The sequence below is a fragment of the Pantoea sp. DY-5 genome (assembly GCF_019795955.1).
GTDB lineage: Bacteria > Pseudomonadota > Gammaproteobacteria > Enterobacterales > Enterobacteriaceae > Pantoea > Pantoea leporis.
In genome coordinates this window covers 1,079,809-1,095,252 of sequence record NZ_JAIMIE010000001.1, presented here as the reverse complement: position 1 = coordinate 1,095,252, position 15,444 = coordinate 1,079,809, and the positions used below count along the sequence as shown (strand labels likewise).

The window sequence follows — 15,444 nt, the reverse complement described above, 5'->3', positions numbered from 1 at the left end:
AACGGCCTCAGTAACGGCGACGCGCATTGGCTTCACGCGCAGCCTGCGCTTCTTCAACGGAGACCACGCGACGGCCAACCGGCCACAGCGCAATCGCGGCAATTTTGAAGTTGGCGATGCCAACAGGAATGCCGATGATGGTCAGACACTGCACGATACCGGCCGAGATATGCGCCAGACACAACCACCAGCCAAACAGTATCAGCCAGAAAATGTTAAGGAAGGTGCCGCCGGTATTCATCACATGGCTTTTACTGTCGGGACGCAGCACATCGACATGCACCGCTTCGTTGCCAAAGGGAAGCAGAGACAGTTTGGTAATTTCCCAGCAGGAACGCGTCAACGGCAGCGTAAAAATCAGCACGATGCTCACCAGCGTGGCAAACAACCAGCTAAGGGTGGTGAAAAAGCCGCCGAGAATGAAATTAAGAATGTTGAGTACGGTACGCATAAACGTGTTTTTCCTTTTGCAATCCGCAATATGTGGCGCCAAGTTTAGCCTGTTTTAAGGCTGGAGCGCCAAGAGTCTGACAGGTAAACTGCGCGATATCGAATTCCACATGACGGTGCGGACATGGAACTGAAAGCAACATCAATGGGTAAACGTCTGGCACAGCATCCCTATAATCGGGTGCGCTTGCTGGCCGCCGGCGTGGAAGTCAGTGGCGATCGCCATGAATATCTGATTCCGTTTAACCAGTTGCTCAACATTGCCTGTAAACGCGGCATGGTATGGGGCGAACTGGAGTTTCTGCTGCCAGATGAGAAAGTGGTGCGCCTGCATGGTACCGAATGGCAGGAAACGCAGCGCTTTTTCCACTACTTGCAGCACGCCTGGCAGCAGTGGAGCCAGGAGATGAGCGAGGTGAGCGCGGAGGTGCTGGTCGCGCTGGAGCAGGAAATTCTCGCCTTCACCCAGCAGGATCGCTGGTTGAAACGCAGTGAGCTGAGCGCGGTAAAAGAGAGCATTACACGCCAGTTTTCTGCCTTGCCGTTGCCTCTCGCGCGTATTGCCGAGTTTGATAACTGTCGTGAGCGCTGGGAATTCTGCCAGCAATGGCTGGAGCAAGGTGAAGCGGCGATCCGCCAACGCAATCGCCAATGGACCAGCAAGATCCTCAGCGACTATCACGAATTCTTCTCCACCGTTGAAACCACGCCGCTCAATCCATCGCAATGCGAAGCTGTAGTGAATGGCGAAGACGCGCTGCTGGTGCTGGCGGGGGCGGGCAGTGGCAAAACCTCGGTGCTGGTGGCGCGCGCCGGTTGGCTACTAAAACGCAAGCTGGCGCAAGCGGATCAAATTCTGTTGCTGGCGTTTGGTCGTCAGGCGGCAGAAGAGATGAATGACCGTATTCAAACGCGCCTTGGTGAAAGCGCGATTCAGGCGCGTACCTTCCATGCGTTGGCGATGCATATCATCCGCGAAGGCAGTAACAAACAACCGGTGATCAGCAAGCTGGAAAGCGACAGCAAGGCGCGGCGACAGTTGCTGATAGAGACCTGGCGCGAGCAGTGTAACAGCAAAAAAGCGCAGGCCAGCGGCTGGCGTCAGTGGTTGCAGGATGAGCTGGAGTGGGAGATTCCCGAAGGTCCCTTTTGGCAAGATGACAAACTGGCGCAGCGCATCGCATCGCGCATGGAGCGCTGGCTGGGCTTGATGCGCATGCACGGCGGCGCGCAGGCGGCAATGATCGCGGATGTGGCAGAAGCGCAGCGCGATAATTTCAGCAAGCGTGTCAAACTGATGGCGCCACTGTTAAAGGCATGGAAAAGCGCGCTGAAAGAGGAGGGCGCGGTCGATTTCTCCGGGCTGATTCATCAGGCGATTGCCATTCTGGAGAAAGGGCGTTTTATCAGCCCGTGGAAGCATATTCTGGTCGATGAGTTTCAGGACATCTCACCGCAGCGAGCCGCACTACTGACGGCGCTGCGTCAGCAAAACAAGCGAACCAGCCTGTACGCGGTGGGCGATGACTGGCAGGCAATCTATCGCTTTAGCGGTGCCGAAATGAGTTTGACCACCGCGTTCCATCACTATTTCGGCGATGGCGATCGCTGCGTGCTGGATACCACCTATCGCTTTAACGATCGCATCGGTGAGATAGCCAATCGCTTTGTACAACAGAACCCGCATCAGCTGCGCAAGCCGCTGAACAGCTTGAGCAAAGGCAATAAAAAATCGGTGACTTTGCTGCCGCAGGATCAACTGGAAGCGCTGTTCGATAAGCTGAGCGGTTATGCCAAACCCGAAGAGCGCGTACTGCTGCTGGCGCGTTACCACCATTTGCGGCCGGCAATCCTCGATAAAGCTAAAACGCGCTGGCCAAAGTTAAAGCTGGATTTCATGACGATCCATGCCAGCAAAGGACAACAGGCGGATTTTGTTATTGTATTGGGGCTGCATCAGGGACGCGACGGTTTCCCGGCACAAGCGCGGGAATCCATCATGGAAGAGGGTTTGCTGCCGCAGCCGGAAGATTTCCCGGATGCAGAGGAGCGACGGCTGGCGTATGTGGCGATGACGCGTGCGCGCCAGCAGGTGTGGCTGATGTTCGATAAAGATCGGCCTTCGGTATTTGCCGAGCACCTGCGCGAATTAGGTGTGCCACAAAGCCGTAAGGCCTGATGATTAAGGTTTCAGGCGTTCGGCGAGGTAACGCTGATAGTCTGGAATCTGAATCTCAATCTGTTGGGCAAACTTCGGTGACTGGATAATAAAATCTGCGGTGGTGCGGTTATTGGCCACCGGGATATTCCACACCGTGGCGAGGCGCAGCAGCGCTTTGACATCTGGATCGTGCGGCACCGCATTCAGCGGATCCCAGAAGAAAATCAGCACATCAATTTTACCTTCCGAAATCAACGCACCCACTTGCTGATCGCCGCCCATCGGGCCGCTTAGCATGGCGTTAACATCCAATCCGGTATGACGATTAATCAGATTGCCGGTGGTGCCGGTAGCGTACAACACATGCTGTTGCAGCGTGCTTTGGTTGGTTTGCACCCACTCCAGCAGCGAGGCTTTACAGTGATCGTGTGCAACGAGGGCGATATGTTTCTGAACCTGAAGGGTACGAACGGTCTGCTCCATAGGGCTTCCTGTTTCTTCTCATGCATTATGTGTTAATGCAGGAGTTTACCCCTGGCGTTTCATCACTATCAACTTGCGCGTAAGGTTTTCATCCAGCTAATAAAACGCAGACGTGTGGCGGCATCAAAACGCTTGAACCAGCCATGTAAAGAGGGAAGATCGCTAACATCCTGCCAGGCGTAATCCAGATTCAACTGCGCCTCGCTGGCGTTCAGCGAATGTAAGGCAAAACGCGGAACCGAAGCGGCGTGGGCATCACGATTATAATTCACCATCGCCTTTTCGAAATCGTTATCACCTGGCTTCGGCAAATGGTCGCGCAGGCTGGTGATTTCTATGCCGCGTTCATCAATCAGTTGAAAGTTGAGGGTTTTGTCGAAGGTGGTACGTTCACGACGATTAGTGAGCGCAGGCAAGCGAATTGCCACCGAATGAGCATTGGCGCTAAAAGTGACAATCATCGGCACCGATTGAAAGTGCGCGGCGTCAGCGCCCGGTTTTTCCACACGAAACAGAAATTGATGCTGCCCACGATCCAGCTCAAGGCTGCCAGCGCCTTTCAGCAGTGAGCCAGAGATTTTACGCCCGTCCAGCACCAGCAGTTCGATCTCGGGATCGAGCTTGAGAGTGATGGCCTGGCATGAGGCTGATACGAGCAACAGCAGTAAACCCGTAGCAGTTAAAGACAGCTTCATTTCAACTCCCGGCAGAAGGGGGTAAATCGATTATGTGTAGCAAAGTATTACATTATGGCAGTAAATTTACATTTTTACATATTTATTCGTGCTCCTGCGCAAAGTTCTGGTGCCCGGCAGTTGCAGCCTAATGCGCAATGCCATCTACACTTAAGCGAATGAACCAGGAGAAAAAAGATGAATGATCAAACGATTCGCGATGTGCTGACTAAAACCAAACGTATCGCGTTAGTGGGCGCCAGCGATCGTCCCGATCGCCCGAGCTATGGCGTAATGAAATACTTGCTCGATCAGGGATACGAGGTGATTCCGGTGAGTCCTAAATTGGCGGGACAGCAACTTCTTGGCCAAACCGCCTATGCCACGCTGGCGGATGTACCCGGAAAAGTGGATATGGTGGATGTGTTTCGCAACGCCGAAGCGGCGTGGGGCGTAGCGCAGGAAGCGATCGCCATTGGTGCGGATACGTTGTGGTTACAGCTGGGCGTGATTAATGAGCAGGCGGCGGTGCTGGCACAAGATGCGGGTATGACCGTGATAATGGATCGCTGTCCAAAAATTGAAATTCCTCGGCTGGGGATTAGGCACTAAAACAGAAACGGCGACCTGAGTCGCCGTTTGATTAATGTCTCAGGCTGGGTGCCTGCAGCTGTTGCCGAATTGACGCGGCCAGCTCATCCATTGAAGGTTGTTCGGGGTGTTCGAAGGAGGTTTCCCCCGCCAGCTGAACTTCAGCGACATAGGTATGTACCTGATCGCCTTCTTCATCTTCCATCACCACATGATACCAGGGCGCGGCGCGCAGCGTTTCGCTGGCAGCGACATCATCAACTTCTGGCTCATCAAGCGAAAACTCCGGATCGACATCCACGATAACGCCGAGCACCCCGGAGAGACGATGTCGGACCTGCTGTCCAATTCCAAATTTAGTCGTAATCATTGTGACCTCCCAAAAGACTGCCCTGCATCCAATATGGAGGCAGGGACAGCGTTTTCAAGTCACAGCACGCGGCAGGCAAAACCTTTCAGATAAAGCCCTTCAGGATAGCTGGCGATCACTGGATGGTCGGCTGCCTGACGGAACTGCTCTATAAATTGTACATCACGACCGGCATCCACGGCGGCATCAGCGATGATTTTCTGGAACAAATCGGTTGGCATCAGGCCAGAACAGGAGAATGTCAGCAACACGCCGCCCGGATTCAACAGCTGAATGGCCAGCATATTGATATCTTTATAGCCGCGACACGCGCCCATCAACTGGTTCTTGTTCTCAACGAACTTCGGCGGATCCATGACGATCAGGTCGAACTTTTCGCCGCTGTCGCGATAACGACGCAGCAGTTTGAACACATCATCACGCACGAACTGGGCGCGCGACACATCAAGACCATTAAGCTCAACGTTCTGTTTCGCCACGTCGAGTGCGTCCTGCGAAGTATCAACGCTGATCACTTCACGGCAGCCGCCCATCAAGGCAGAAACCGCAAAACCACCAGTGTAAGAGAAGCAGTTCAGCACGCGTGCATTTTCTGAGTAGCCACGCGTGGCAAAACGGCTGTCACGCTGATCAAGGTAATAACCGGTTTTATGACCGCCCTGAATATCCACCAGCAGCTTCATGCCGTGTTCAGTAATCGGCAGCAACGGTGGCGGCAGTTCACCCGAAACCGGGCCTTGCGCCAGCTCCAGTCCCTCTTTTTTACGTACCGCCACGTCTGAGCGATCGTAAATAGCACAATCCGGGAAACACTGCTGTAAGGCGGAGACGATGGCCGGACGCTGATATTCGGCACCGGCAGACAAAAGCTGCATCACCAGGAAGTTGCCGAAGCGATCGATGGTGACGCCCGGCATGCCATCGGACTCGCCAGCAATCAGGCGATAGCTGTCCAGCCCATCACGTTTTGCCAGCCAGTCACGCCACACCTGGGCTTGCTCAAAGCGGCGCACGAAGAAGGTGATGTCGATTGACTCATCATGTTGCCAGCTCCAGACGCGTGCGCGAATTTGTGATTGCGGAGAATACGCGGCGCGAGCCAGCCATTTGCCATTGCTGTCACAGACATCAATGGTTTCACCAGACTGGGCTTTACCTTCCATACGTGCAACGGCACCAGAGAACACCCACGGATGGCGGCGGAGCAGGGATTTTTCACGTCCCTTTGCGAGAATCAATCGAACGGTCATAGTTTGCTATGCTTACCTGAAAAAATGAGGCGCCATTTTCCGGCGGATGGCGGCAAATTGCAACGCAAGGTGATGGGAGAACGCAATGGCAACCACATGCTGCAAAATTTGGGTGCACGGCATCGTGCAGGGCGTGGGGTTTCGCTACCACACGCAAGCGCAGGCCAGAGAGTTGAATCTCAACGGTTATGCGCACAATCTGGCGGACGGCAGCGTTGAAGTGCTGGCGTCCGGTGAGGCGCAACAGGTCGATGCATTAATCAGTTGGTTAAAAGCGGGTGGGCCGCGTAGCGCGCGGGTGGATAAAGTGCTGGTGGAGCCGCATCAGCCCACGCAAATGCCGACCCGATTCACTACCGGCTGATTACAAGCATTTCGCCGGTTTTGGCAATCCGGCAATTTTGGTCGCTTGCTTTGCCGGGCCTTCCGGGAACAGACGGAACAGATAGCGGCTGTTGCCTTTCTCCTCGCCATACTTTTGCGCCATGGCTTTTACCAGCATGCGCACCGCCGGCGACGTATTAAATTCCTGATAAAAGTTGCGCACAAAGTGCACCACTTCCCAGTGCGCGTCACTCATCACGATCGCTTCTTGCTCTGCGATGGCGGCGGCCAGCGGCTCGCTCCAGTCCGCGCTATTTTTCAGATAGCCTTCCGCATCGGTGGCAATCTCTTTACCGGCAAAATTCACAGTCATTCCTCATCGCGTTAATCAACACATTGTAAATTCGCCCGGCCATAAAAAGCAAAAACCCCGCCGAAGCGGGGTTTAATCACTATTGCAGCAGCTTAATCGCGGTTAGCGAAGCCCAGCAGGCTCAGCAGGCTAACAAAGATGTTATACAGCGAAACATACAGGCTCACGGTGGCGCGAATGTAGTTAGTTTCGCCGCCGTGAATGATGTTGCTGGTTTCCCACAGAATGGCACCGGCAGAGAACAGAATGAACAGGGCGCTAATAGCCAGATGCAGCGCAGGCAGTTGCAGGAAGATGTTAGCAACTACCGCCACCAGCAGCACGACAAAGCCGGCCATCATCATGCCACTCAGGAATGACATATCGCGGCGCGTGGTCAGTACATATGCTGAGCAACCGAAGAACACCAGCGCTGTGCCGCCTAATGCCATGGCGATCACATCACCCATGCCCGCAGTGAGGAACGAACTCAGGATTGGGCCAAGGCAATAACCGAGGAAGCCGGTGAAAGCGAAGGCCGCCAGAATACCTGCCGGGCTGTTAGCCAGTTTATGCGTCAGGAACATCAAGCCATAAAAGCCGACCAGCATCAGAATCAGGCCCGGTGAAGGCAAGGCAAACACGGTGCTGAGTGTGGCTGTGACGGCCGAGAAGGCCAGCGTAAAGCCAAGTAACAGATAAGTATTGCGCAGCACCTTGTGGGTGCTGACTAACGATTGCTGCGACGAGCTAAAAATTCTTTCCATCATGCGCTCCTTAAAGAGAGAAACACCAAATATGGCACGAGGATACGCAGCGCCTGAAAGACAGAAAAGGCGTTTTACCCATCTTTACGCGATAAATTGCTGTTTCGCTGAGCAGAATGGCGAAATTGACGCCGAAAAAATAGAATTTGGCTGTTTTTCAGCCGAACGATTCATTGCAGGCTTTACATCGTTATGGGGGATGTTTATAGTGCGCCTCATTGCGGAGGGGTGGCCGAGTGGCTTAAGGCAACGGTCTTGAAAACCGTCGATGGGAAACCATCCGAGAGTTCGAATCTCTCCTCCTCCGCCATTCACTCTTGCAGAGTGACGCAACAAAAAAATCCCCGGAGGGATGGCCGAGTGGCTTAAGGCAACGGTCTTGAAAACCGTCGATGGGAAACCATCCCAGAGTTCGAATCTCTGTTCCTCCGCCATATTAAAGAAGCCCGCAGAAATGCGGGCTTTTTGCTTTTCTGCGTTCATAAATTCCGAAAAACATCGCGTTGCTTTTCCATCTGCTGCCGTTCCCCGACGCCACGCGCGTTAACTGCTATATTCCATGCACGGTTTTTTGCAAACATCTGGCGATTTTCCGATGCAAGCTGAGTTACACTGTGCGGCAATTCGCTCTTTGGCGGGCTAATCGTTTGAAAGCCAGAGTGTTTCACTGATGAATTATGGAATAGGCACAATGATCAAGAAACTGAGTCTTTGCGCGTTGTCAGTCATCGCTGCGCTCCCGATGGGCATGTCCGCCTATGCTGCGGATGGAGATATGCAACTCCAGCAGGTGCTGATGTTAAGCCGTCATAACCTGCGTGCGCCGCTCGCCAACAACGGCAGCGTACTGGAACAATCCACCAGGAAGAGCTGGCCGCAGTGGGATGTCGCGGGCGGTGAGCTCACCACCAAAGGTGGCGTGCTGGAAGTCTACATGGGGAATTATACCCGTCAGTGGCTGGCACAGCAGGGCTTAGTCCAGAACGGGACTTGTCCGGACAGCAGCAACATCTTTGTCTACGCCAACAGCCTGCAGCGCACCGTGGCGACCGCGCAGTACTTTATCACTGGCGCCTTCCCTGGCTGTGATATCGCGGTCACGCATCAGGATGCGATGGGCACCATGGATCCGATCTTCAATCCGGTCGTCACCGACGGCAGCGATGAATTCAACAAGAAAGCCTTGGCTGCTATGACCGCCGCCAATGAAAAGCTGGCACTGAAGCCTGCCTTCCAGCATCTGGAAAAAATCGTCGATTACAAATCTGCCCCGGCCTGTAACGGCAAAAAGCAGTGTGATTTGAGCAGCGGCGATAACACTTTCAGCGCGGATAACGGTAAAGAGCCGAACGTAAGCGGTCCGCTGAAAATCGGCAACTCCCTGGTGGATGCGTTTACGCTGCAATATTACGAAGGTTTCCCGGCCGATCAGGTTGCCTGGGGCCAGATCAAAACGCCTGAACAGTGGAAAGAGCTGGCGTCGATCAAAAACGGTTATCAGGATGCGCTGTTCGCCTCTCCTGAAGTGGCGCGCGAAGTGGCCGCACCGCTGGTGGATTACATCCGCAGCCAGTTAGTCGATCAGGATAAAGCCAACGCGCCAAAAGTGACGCTGATGGTTGGTCATGATTCCAACATCGCCTCCTTGCTCAGCGCGCTGCAGGTTAAGCCTTATGAACTGCCGGGCAACGATGAGAAAACGCCGATTGGCGGCCAGGTTGTATTCGAACGCTGGCACGATGTGAAGAACAACAAAGATCTGCTGAAAGTTGAGTATGTCTATCAAACGGCCGATCAGCTGCGCGATGCCGATGTGCTGAGCCTGAAAAATCCACCGAAGCGCGTCACGCTGCAACTGGCGGGCTGCGAAACGGATGCCAACGGCTACTGCAGTTGGGATCAATTCACCGGCGCATTGAACGGTGCTCTGCAAGGTACGCCACTGCAGCCTGCTGCGGCACCGGCTGCGGCAGAACAGCCAGCACCTGCGGCCGCAGCACCAGCCGCAGATGACGCTAAGCAGAAAGCCGATCAGACTGCTGCGGATAAAGCAGCCGCAGACAAAGCAGCAGCGGATAAAGCCGCAGCACAGAAGGCTGCAGACGCGAAAGCGGCTGAAGAGAAAGTGAAGGCGGATAAAGCGGCCGCGCAGAAAGCGGCAGACGAGAAAGCCAAAGCGGAGAAAGCCACTGCCCAGAAAGCAGCGGATGACAAAGCCAAGGCTGATGCGGCAGCGGCACAGAAAGCGCAAGCCGATGCAACGCCGGCCAAATCAGAAGAGCCAGCCAAAGCAGCGACCAGTAACTGAGTTTGCTGCTTAAAGAAAACCCCGCCGCGGCGGGGTTTTTTGTGCCTGTTAACCGGCGACGACCACTAATTTTTGGTTGGCGAACTCTTTAATCCCCAGATCCGATAACTCACGTCCATATCCGGAACGCTTCACGCCACCAAACGGCAGCTCTGCGGAGGTATCGCTCTGCGAATTGATAAACACCATGCCGGTTTCAATCTGCGATGCCATCTTACGGCCGCGCGCAATGTCTTTGGTCCAGACTGAACCGCCCAGGCCGTAATTTGAATCATTCGCCAGTGCCACAGCGGCACGATCGTCCGCCACCACATACACCTGTGCTACCGGGCCAAAGAACTCCTGATAGTAAGCAGGATTGTCTGGCGTCAGACCGGTGAGCACCGTTGGCTGGTAATAGCAGCCGACGCCATCAATGGCGCGTCCACCAAACTCCACGCGCGCGCCATTTTGCACCGCTTCCTCAACCTGCTTCACTAAACGATCGCGCGCATCTTTTGAAGAGAGCGGGCCAAGCGTGGTTTTCTCATCAAGCGGATCGCCCGGCGTGGCCGATTGCAGAGCCGCGCTAAATTTGGCCATAAACGTATCGGCAATTTTCTCATGCAAAATAAAGCGCTTGGCGGCGGTACAGACCTGGCCGCAGTTACTGAGGCGAGCTTGCGCACCCTGACGTACCGCTTCATCGATATCGGCATCGTCCAGCACCACAAACACATCGTTACCGCCCAGCTCCAGCGTCGATTTCTTCAAGTGTTTACCGGCCTGTTCCGCCACGGCGCTACCGGCGCGTTCGGAACCCGTCAGCGCCACGCCTTGCACGCGCGGATCGGCAATCAAATCCGCGACTTGATCGGTGGAGATAAACAGGTTGGTCCATGCGCCTTTTGGCGCACCGGCTTCTTCTACCAGCTTTTCAAACACATCGGCGCAGTGCGGCACGATGTTGGCGTGTTTCGCCAGCACCGGGTTGCCGAGCGCCAGGTTTGGCGCCAGCACGCGCATCAGCTGATAGTAAGGGAAGTTCCACGGCTCAACCGCGACGATCACGCCAATCGGATGGTACTCAAGCCAGGCATCGCCCACATCGCTGGCGTAGGGTTGCGGCTGTAAAAATGTCGCGGCATGTTCAGCGTAGTAGCGGGCGATCTGCGAACAGATTTTCACTTCACCACGGCTCTGGCCAATCAGTTTGCCCATCTCTTTACTGGCGATGGTCGCCAGCTCTTCGGCCCGTTGGTCAATCAAATCGGCTAAACGGTGCAGCACCTGCAGACGCGGTTGAATATCGCCTTTACTCCACGCGGAATGATAAAGCGCATCTGCGGTTTCCAGCGCCTGTTGTGCATAGGCATCATCGTGCTCGTTCCACGCTTTTAGCAGTTGGTTATTGGCTGGATTGATACTTTGATAGGCTGACATACAAGGCTCCTTGGTGATGTAAAGGTAACAAAGGCGGGACAATGCCCGCCTGCAATTTAAACGTTTTTGCGCTCGACCGTTTTATCGTCCCAGGTCAGAACATCCTGGTCGGTCTTTTTGAAGGCGCGAATCAGCACTTCATCGCTGCCTTGCTGGCTCCAGATCTGCTCGGCTAAACGTTCGTCGTAGTTGGCTACCTCAAAAATGGCTTCAGCGATTTCGCGTGAAGTGTGGCGCAGTGATGCCCATTCGCCTACGTGATGCTCTTTCGACTGTTCTGTTGTCATGAAGGTCTCCTGTTGTGGATTTTATCCCTGTAGCTTTACCGCCAGTCCGGCGACGTGTTGGCCCTGAAAACGGGCAATATCCAGTTCTTCCGCCGAAGGTTGACGTGATCCATCTCCGCCCGCCAGCGTGGTGGCGCCGTAGGGCGTTCCGCCGCGAACGTGGGAGATGTCGAAGAGTTCTTTAGTGCCATAACCGATGGGAACAATCACCATGCCGTGATGGGCGAGGGTGGTCCAGACGGAAGTGATGGTTTGCTCCTGGCCGCCGCCGGTACCGGTGGAAGCAAAGACGCTGGCGATTTTGCCGTACAGCGCGCCCGAAGCCCACAGGCCGCCAGTGCGATCCCAGAAGTTACGCATCTGCCCCGCCATGTTGCCGAAGCGCGTGGGCGTGCCAACGATGATGGCATCATACTGCGGCAAATCTTCCGGTTTCGCTTCAGGCGCGGCTTGGTTCACTTTGCCGCCAACCTGGGCGAAACGCTCGGCATCCATGCTTTCCGGCACACGCAATATCGTAACTTCCGCGCCGCTCACGCTCTTTGCACCGTCGGCCACGGCTTGCGCCATGGTTTCAATATGTCCGTACATCGAATAATAGAGCACCAAAATCTTTGCCATGGTTTTCATCCTGCTAGGGTGGTGAGTAATCAAAAGTATAGAAGAGCCTGCGCAGGCTGCTGTACAGAGGTTAAGCAGGTGCCAATAAGTGTCGGCTAACTGCTTGTAACGCGGCGGTAAATTTGCTTTTTCGCAGTGAAATGAGTGAATTATCTGTTTCAAATTGTGAATATCAGGCCGATCTCACCGCTACGGTGTCTATTATTTAATCAGGTGTGCGGAATATCCGCCGCCAGGCTTTTCACGGCAGCATCGTGATAAGCCCCTAATCTGGATGCTCAATCCGTGGAGGAAATGATGGCCGAACATCGTGGAGGATCAGGCAATTTCGCAGAGGACCGTGAAAGGGCCGCAGAAGCGGGTCGCAAAGGCGGCAAAAACAGCGGAGGTAATTTTAGAAACGACCCACAGCGCGCGTCTGTAGCCGGTGAAAAAGGGGGACGCAGCCGCGGCAAGAAATAGCGCGACTGACCGTTATTCCCCGGCCGCCGGGTTCGCCCGGCGGTGACAGGCATTGCAATTTCCCCCGCTCTCTGAGCAAACTGACCGCCAACTGATTATTCTGGTGCGTTATGTCCGCTTCTTCGTCTCGTCTCAGCCTGCGTATTTCGCGTCAGGAGTTGGTGCTCATATTTATTACCATGGTTTGGGGTGGCACTTTTTTGGTGGTACACCGGGCGATGGCCCATTCCGGTCCGTTCTTTTTTGTGGGATTACGTTTTGCTACGGCATCGCTGCTGCTGGCCTTTTTCTTCCGTCGTTATCTCAAGCAAGTGACCTGGCTGGAAATCAAAGCCGGCGCGCTGATTGGCCTGTCGATTGCCGGCGGCTACGGTCTGCAAACCTGGGGCATGCAAACCATTTCCAGCAGTCAGTCGGCGTTTATCACCGCGCTCTACGTGCCGGTGGTGCCGTTGCTGCAATGGTTATTCCTGCGCCGTCCGCCGGGATTGATGGCGTGGCTGGGCATTTTGCTGGCGTTTACCGGTTTAGTGCTGGTGGCGGGTCCGCAGGATGGCAGTTTGACGCTGAATGCCGGTGAAATCGCCACCTTACTGAGCACGCTGGCAATCGCGGCGGAGATCATCCTGATCAGCCGTTATGCCGGACAGGTCGATGTGCGCCGCGTCACGCTGATTCAGCTGATGGTGGCATCGGCCTGCGCCTTTGTTCTGATGATCCCGAATGGCGAATCGGCTCCTGCCATGTCAACGCCGTTGCTGCTGAGCGTGTTGGGTCTGGGCGCGGCCAGCGCCTTGATTCAGGTGACGATGAACTGGGCGCAACGCAGCGTTTCACCGACGCGTGCCACGGTGATTTACGCCGGTGAACCGGTGTGGGCGGGCGTGGTAGGGCGTTTGGCGGGCGAGCGTCTACCTGCTGCTGCGCTGCTGGGCGCGGCACTGATTGTTTGTGGGGTGATCGTCAGCGAACTGCGTATACGCCGCAAGAAAGCGGTGCCCGATCAGGCACCGCTCGAGCCTTAAGGGTGTTGCCGTGCCGCCTGGTTCGCCAGCGCGGCGCCGCGACGTTGTAAAATCGCGTTCAGGATGATGGCACCAAAGGTGGCGGTGCCGATGCCGCCAAGAGTGAAGCTGCCAATCTTCAGGGCAAAATCACCGGCGCCCAGCACCAGCGTGGTCGCCACCATGATCAAATTGCCATTCTGATTAAAATCCACATGGTTCTGCACCCAAATGCGTGCGCCTGCCACCGCAATCAAACCAAATACTACAATCGATGCGCCACCAATCACCGGACCGGGAATGGTGTGGATTAGCGCGCCAAATTTCGGTGAGAAGCCAAGCACCAAAGCGATCGCCGCGGCGGCCACAAAGGCCAGCGTTGAATAGACTTTGGTCACCGCCATCACACCGATATTTTCCGCGTAGGTGGTGACACCGCTGCCGCCGATTGAGCCCGACAGCATGGTTGCCAGACCGTCACCGACAAAGGCGCGGCCCATCCAGGGATCGAGATTGCGCCCGGTCATGCCCGCCACGGCTTTAATGTGCCCGAGGTTTTCCGCCACCAGAATGATCGCCACAGGCGCGATCATTACGATGGCCTGCATATCAAAGATCGGTGCGGTGGTGTGCGGCAGGCCAAACCACGGTGCGTTGGCAAGGCCGCTGAAATCCACGGGTTTGCCGAAGCCCATCACGTTGGTTAGCAGTGCATAGATGGCCCACGCAACAATCAGACCGACCAGAATCAGCAGGCGCTGGATCATCCCGCGCGTGAATACCGCCACCAGACCAATGCACAGCACCGTCATCACTGCCATCCAGCTGTCAAACATCGAGCCGGATACACCGTGCACCGCAATTGGCGCCAGGTTCAGACCAATCGCCATCACCACCGCGCCCGTGACCACCGGCGGCATCAGACGCTCGATCCAGCCGGTGCCGACCTTCATCACGATCAGGCCAATCAGCGTATAGAGCGCGCCGCAGGCAATCACGCCGCCCAGCGCCAGCGCCAGGTTGGGGTTAAGTCCCTGACCGTTAAAGCCGGTTACCGCGATGATTACGCCGACAAACGCCGCGCTGGATCCGAGATAACTGGGTACGCGCCCGCCGGTGACCAGGAAGAACAGCAGCGTACCGATGCCCGAAACCAGAATCGCCAGATTGGGGTCCAGTCCCATCAGCAACGGCATCAGCACCGTTGCGCCAAACATTGCCACAGCATGCTGCAGGCCAAGCACGACCGTCTGCGCAAACGGCAGCGTTTCGTCCGGCGCAATCAGCCCATCATCGGTCATGGCTGACTTTTTCTGCCAGCGGGGGAACCAGGAACTCGCCATCGTCATCTCCAGGGTGTCAGTGAAAGCGGGCCGCACAAGGCGGTGTTAGCGGGCGTCCTGCCGTAAAAGGTGATGATAGCCACGGTCAAACCATGCCAGACCGTGCGTTTCATCATTGCGTACCAGCGCCTGCACTTCGCAAAACAGAATGTCGTGCGTGCCCACGCTGACCACTTGCGCCACTTTGCAATCAAACGACACCAGCGCGCCGTCTAATAGCGGTGAACCGCTGGCCAGCGTGTGCCAGTCAGCGGCGGCAAAGCGTTCTGCCATCGGCGTTTTGCCGCCAAATAGCGTCGAGAGATCTTCATGCCCGGCGGCCAGGGTGTTAACGCAGAGATAACCGTTGTCGCGAAAAATCGGCCACACCGACGCTGAGCGATTAAGACAAACCAGCAGCGTAGGCGGCGTATCAGTAACGCTGCACACCGCCGAGGCGGTAAATCCGGCGCGTCCAGCGGGACCGTCGGTGGTGATGATATTCACCGCCGCGCCTAAGCACGCCATCGCGTTACGAAACGCATCGCGTTCTACACCGGGTAAAATTGGCAGTTCATGCACGCTCATTGGCGGCT

18 protein-coding genes and 2 tRNA genes are annotated in these 15,444 nt (G+C 55.6%); 8 read left to right on the top strand and 12 right to left on the bottom strand.

The window, feature by feature from the left end:
* Nucleotides 1–7 precede the first annotated feature (7 nt).
* Complete coding sequence (locus K5Y30_RS05275; protein ID WP_008101434.1) at nucleotides 8–451, bottom strand: YccF domain-containing protein; 444 nt, start codon at nucleotides 449–451, stop codon at nucleotides 8–10.
* Nucleotides 452–574: 123 nt separating this feature from the next.
* On the opposite strand from K5Y30_RS05275, the gene helD reads away from it, so the two are divergent.
* Entirely contained in the window at nucleotides 575–2,629 is a 2,055-nt protein-coding gene (gene helD, locus K5Y30_RS05270) for a DNA helicase IV (protein WP_222210641.1), read from the top strand.
* A 3-nt stretch (nucleotides 2,630–2,632) separates the two neighbouring features.
* Here the strand turns inward: helD and K5Y30_RS05265 are convergent, their stop codons facing one another.
* Nucleotides 2,633–3,094, bottom strand: a complete 462-nt coding sequence (locus tag K5Y30_RS05265) for a methylglyoxal synthase (RefSeq protein ID WP_101760917.1) — start codon at nucleotides 3,092–3,094, stop codon at nucleotides 2,633–2,635.
* Nucleotides 3,095–3,162: 68 nt separating this feature from the next.
* Entirely contained in the window at nucleotides 3,163–3,789 is a 627-nt protein-coding gene (locus K5Y30_RS05260) for a DUF2057 family protein (protein WP_222210640.1), read from the bottom strand.
* Between the two features lie 177 nt (nucleotides 3,790–3,966).
* Between K5Y30_RS05260 and K5Y30_RS05255 the strand changes: the two genes are divergently transcribed.
* The gene (locus K5Y30_RS05255; RefSeq protein ID WP_101760915.1) at nucleotides 3,967–4,380 is read left to right on the top strand and encodes a CoA-binding protein; all 414 of its coding nucleotides are present in this window, start codon (nucleotides 3,967–3,969) and stop codon (nucleotides 4,378–4,380) included.
* A gap of 31 nt (nucleotides 4,381–4,411) precedes the next feature.
* Here K5Y30_RS05255 and hspQ read toward each other — a convergent pair whose 3' ends face one another.
* The gene (gene hspQ, locus K5Y30_RS05250) at nucleotides 4,412–4,729 is read right to left on the bottom strand and encodes a heat shock protein HspQ (protein ID WP_008101422.1); all 318 of its coding nucleotides are present in this window, start codon (nucleotides 4,727–4,729) and stop codon (nucleotides 4,412–4,414) included.
* Nucleotides 4,730–4,788: 59 nt separating this feature from the next.
* Nucleotides 4,789–5,979: a 23S rRNA (cytosine(1962)-C(5))-methyltransferase RlmI gene (rlmI, locus tag K5Y30_RS05245; protein WP_222181760.1), complete on the bottom strand. Its 1,191-nt coding sequence runs from the start codon at nucleotides 5,977–5,979 to the stop codon at nucleotides 4,789–4,791.
* A gap of 85 nt (nucleotides 5,980–6,064) precedes the next feature.
* Between rlmI and yccX the strand changes: the two genes are divergently transcribed.
* On the top strand, nucleotides 6,065–6,343 hold the full coding sequence (gene yccX / locus K5Y30_RS05240; protein ID WP_176970837.1) for an acylphosphatase: 279 nt from the start codon (nucleotides 6,065–6,067) through the stop codon (nucleotides 6,341–6,343).
* On the opposite strand, the gene tusE is transcribed toward yccX, so the two are convergent.
* On the bottom strand, nucleotides 6,344–6,670 hold the full coding sequence (gene tusE, locus K5Y30_RS05235; protein WP_101761038.1) for a sulfurtransferase TusE: 327 nt from the start codon (nucleotides 6,668–6,670) through the stop codon (nucleotides 6,344–6,346).
* A 98-nt stretch (nucleotides 6,671–6,768) separates the two neighbouring features.
* The gene (yccA, locus tag K5Y30_RS05230; RefSeq protein ID WP_007887332.1) at nucleotides 6,769–7,422 is read right to left on the bottom strand and encodes an FtsH protease modulator YccA; all 654 of its coding nucleotides are present in this window, start codon (nucleotides 7,420–7,422) and stop codon (nucleotides 6,769–6,771) included.
* 222 nt (nucleotides 7,423–7,644) lie between these two features.
* Here yccA and K5Y30_RS05225 point away from each other — a divergent pair.
* The 3 genes from K5Y30_RS05225 to agp all read left to right on the top strand — a co-directional run bounded on the left by K5Y30_RS05225 (nucleotide 7,645) and on the right by agp (nucleotide 9,730).
* Nucleotides 7,645–7,732, top strand: a tRNA-Ser gene (locus K5Y30_RS05225).
* 36 nt (nucleotides 7,733–7,768) lie between these two features.
* Nucleotides 7,769–7,856, top strand: a tRNA-Ser gene (locus K5Y30_RS05220).
* Between the two features lie 257 nt (nucleotides 7,857–8,113).
* Entirely contained in the window at nucleotides 8,114–9,730 is a 1,617-nt protein-coding gene (agp, locus tag K5Y30_RS05215; protein WP_222210639.1) for a bifunctional glucose-1-phosphatase/inositol phosphatase, read from the top strand.
* Between the two features lie 48 nt (nucleotides 9,731–9,778).
* On the opposite strand, the gene K5Y30_RS05210 is transcribed toward agp, so the two are convergent.
* From K5Y30_RS05210 to wrbA, 3 genes are read right to left on the bottom strand one after another with little or no spacing between them, the layout of a single operon-like run.
* Entirely contained in the window at nucleotides 9,779–11,152 is a 1,374-nt protein-coding gene (locus tag K5Y30_RS05210) for an NAD-dependent succinate-semialdehyde dehydrogenase (protein ID WP_101760910.1), read from the bottom strand.
* 56 nt (nucleotides 11,153–11,208) lie between these two features.
* Nucleotides 11,209–11,439: a YccJ family protein gene (locus K5Y30_RS05205; protein ID WP_007887329.1), complete on the bottom strand. Its 231-nt coding sequence runs from the start codon at nucleotides 11,437–11,439 to the stop codon at nucleotides 11,209–11,211.
* Between the two features lie 21 nt (nucleotides 11,440–11,460).
* A complete protein-coding gene (gene wrbA / locus K5Y30_RS05200) occupies nucleotides 11,461–12,060 on the bottom strand; it encodes an NAD(P)H:quinone oxidoreductase (protein WP_222181764.1) in 600 nt (199 codons plus the stop codon).
* A gap of 297 nt (nucleotides 12,061–12,357) precedes the next feature.
* On the opposite strand from wrbA, the gene K5Y30_RS05195 reads away from it, so the two are divergent.
* Together K5Y30_RS05195 and K5Y30_RS05190 are read left to right on the top strand one after the other, a co-directional pair.
* Nucleotides 12,358–12,522 carry a general stress protein gene (locus tag K5Y30_RS05195; RefSeq protein WP_061717065.1) on the top strand — a complete coding sequence of 55 codons (165 nt, stop codon included), beginning with the start codon at nucleotides 12,358–12,360 and terminating at the stop codon, nucleotides 12,520–12,522.
* Nucleotides 12,523–12,632: 110 nt separating this feature from the next.
* Nucleotides 12,633–13,547 (top strand): DMT family transporter, encoded by a 915-nt coding sequence (locus K5Y30_RS05190; protein ID WP_222210638.1) that lies wholly within the window; start codon nucleotides 12,633–12,635, stop codon nucleotides 13,545–13,547.
* On the opposite strand, the gene rutG is transcribed toward K5Y30_RS05190, so the two are convergent.
* Together rutG and rutF are read right to left on the bottom strand one after the other, a co-directional pair.
* A complete protein-coding gene (rutG, locus tag K5Y30_RS05185; protein ID WP_137385526.1) occupies nucleotides 13,544–14,869 on the bottom strand; it encodes a pyrimidine utilization transport protein G in 1,326 nt (441 codons plus the stop codon). The two genes, K5Y30_RS05190 and rutG, sit on opposite strands and share 4 nt — an antisense overlap.
* Before the next feature lie 45 nt (nucleotides 14,870–14,914).
* Complete coding sequence (gene rutF / locus K5Y30_RS05180) at nucleotides 14,915–15,436, bottom strand: NADH-dependent FMN reductase RutF (RefSeq protein ID WP_110865878.1); 522 nt, start codon at nucleotides 15,434–15,436, stop codon at nucleotides 14,915–14,917.
* Between the last annotated feature and the right edge of the window lie 8 nt (nucleotides 15,437–15,444).

Excerpts from the sequence above, each read along its gene's own strand:
- rutF (WP_110865878.1), bottom strand. The coding sequence starts at position 15,436 with ATGAGCGTGCATGAACTGCCAATTTTACCCGGTGTAGAACGCGATGCG.
- K5Y30_RS05260 (WP_222210640.1), bottom strand. The coding sequence starts at position 3,789 with ATGAAGCTGTCTTTAACTGCTACGGGTTTACTGCTGTTGCTCGTATCA.
- K5Y30_RS05195 (WP_061717065.1), top strand. The coding sequence starts at position 12,358 with ATGGCCGAACATCGTGGAGGATCAGGCAATTTCGCAGAGGACCGTGAA.
- K5Y30_RS05265 (WP_101760917.1), bottom strand. The coding sequence starts at position 3,094 with ATGGAGCAGACCGTTCGTACCCTTCAGGTTCAGAAACATATCGCCCTC.
- K5Y30_RS05205 (WP_007887329.1), bottom strand. The coding sequence starts at position 11,439 with ATGACAACAGAACAGTCGAAAGAGCATCACGTAGGCGAATGGGCATCA.
- rlmI (WP_222181760.1), bottom strand. The coding sequence starts at position 5,979 with ATGACCGTTCGATTGATTCTCGCAAAGGGACGTGAAAAATCCCTGCTC.
- yccX (WP_176970837.1), top strand. The coding sequence starts at position 6,065 with ATGGCAACCACATGCTGCAAAATTTGGGTGCACGGCATCGTGCAGGGC.
- wrbA (WP_222181764.1), bottom strand. The coding sequence starts at position 12,060 with ATGGCAAAGATTTTGGTGCTCTATTATTCGATGTACGGACATATTGAA.
- agp (WP_222210639.1), top strand. The coding sequence starts at position 8,114 with ATGATCAAGAAACTGAGTCTTTGCGCGTTGTCAGTCATCGCTGCGCTC.
- K5Y30_RS05275 (WP_008101434.1), bottom strand. The coding sequence starts at position 451 with ATGCGTACCGTACTCAACATTCTTAATTTCATTCTCGGCGGCTTTTTC.
- hspQ (WP_008101422.1), bottom strand. The coding sequence starts at position 4,729 with ATGATTACGACTAAATTTGGAATTGGACAGCAGGTCCGACATCGTCTC.
- yccA (WP_007887332.1), bottom strand. The coding sequence starts at position 7,422 with ATGGAAAGAATTTTTAGCTCGTCGCAGCAATCGTTAGTCAGCACCCAC.
- K5Y30_RS05190 (WP_222210638.1), top strand. The coding sequence starts at position 12,633 with ATGTCCGCTTCTTCGTCTCGTCTCAGCCTGCGTATTTCGCGTCAGGAG.
- K5Y30_RS05255 (WP_101760915.1), top strand. The coding sequence starts at position 3,967 with ATGAATGATCAAACGATTCGCGATGTGCTGACTAAAACCAAACGTATC.
- K5Y30_RS05210 (WP_101760910.1), bottom strand. The coding sequence starts at position 11,152 with ATGTCAGCCTATCAAAGTATCAATCCAGCCAATAACCAACTGCTAAAA.
- helD (WP_222210641.1), top strand. The coding sequence starts at position 575 with ATGGAACTGAAAGCAACATCAATGGGTAAACGTCTGGCACAGCATCCC.
- rutG (WP_137385526.1), bottom strand. The coding sequence starts at position 14,869 with ATGGCGAGTTCCTGGTTCCCCCGCTGGCAGAAAAAGTCAGCCATGACC.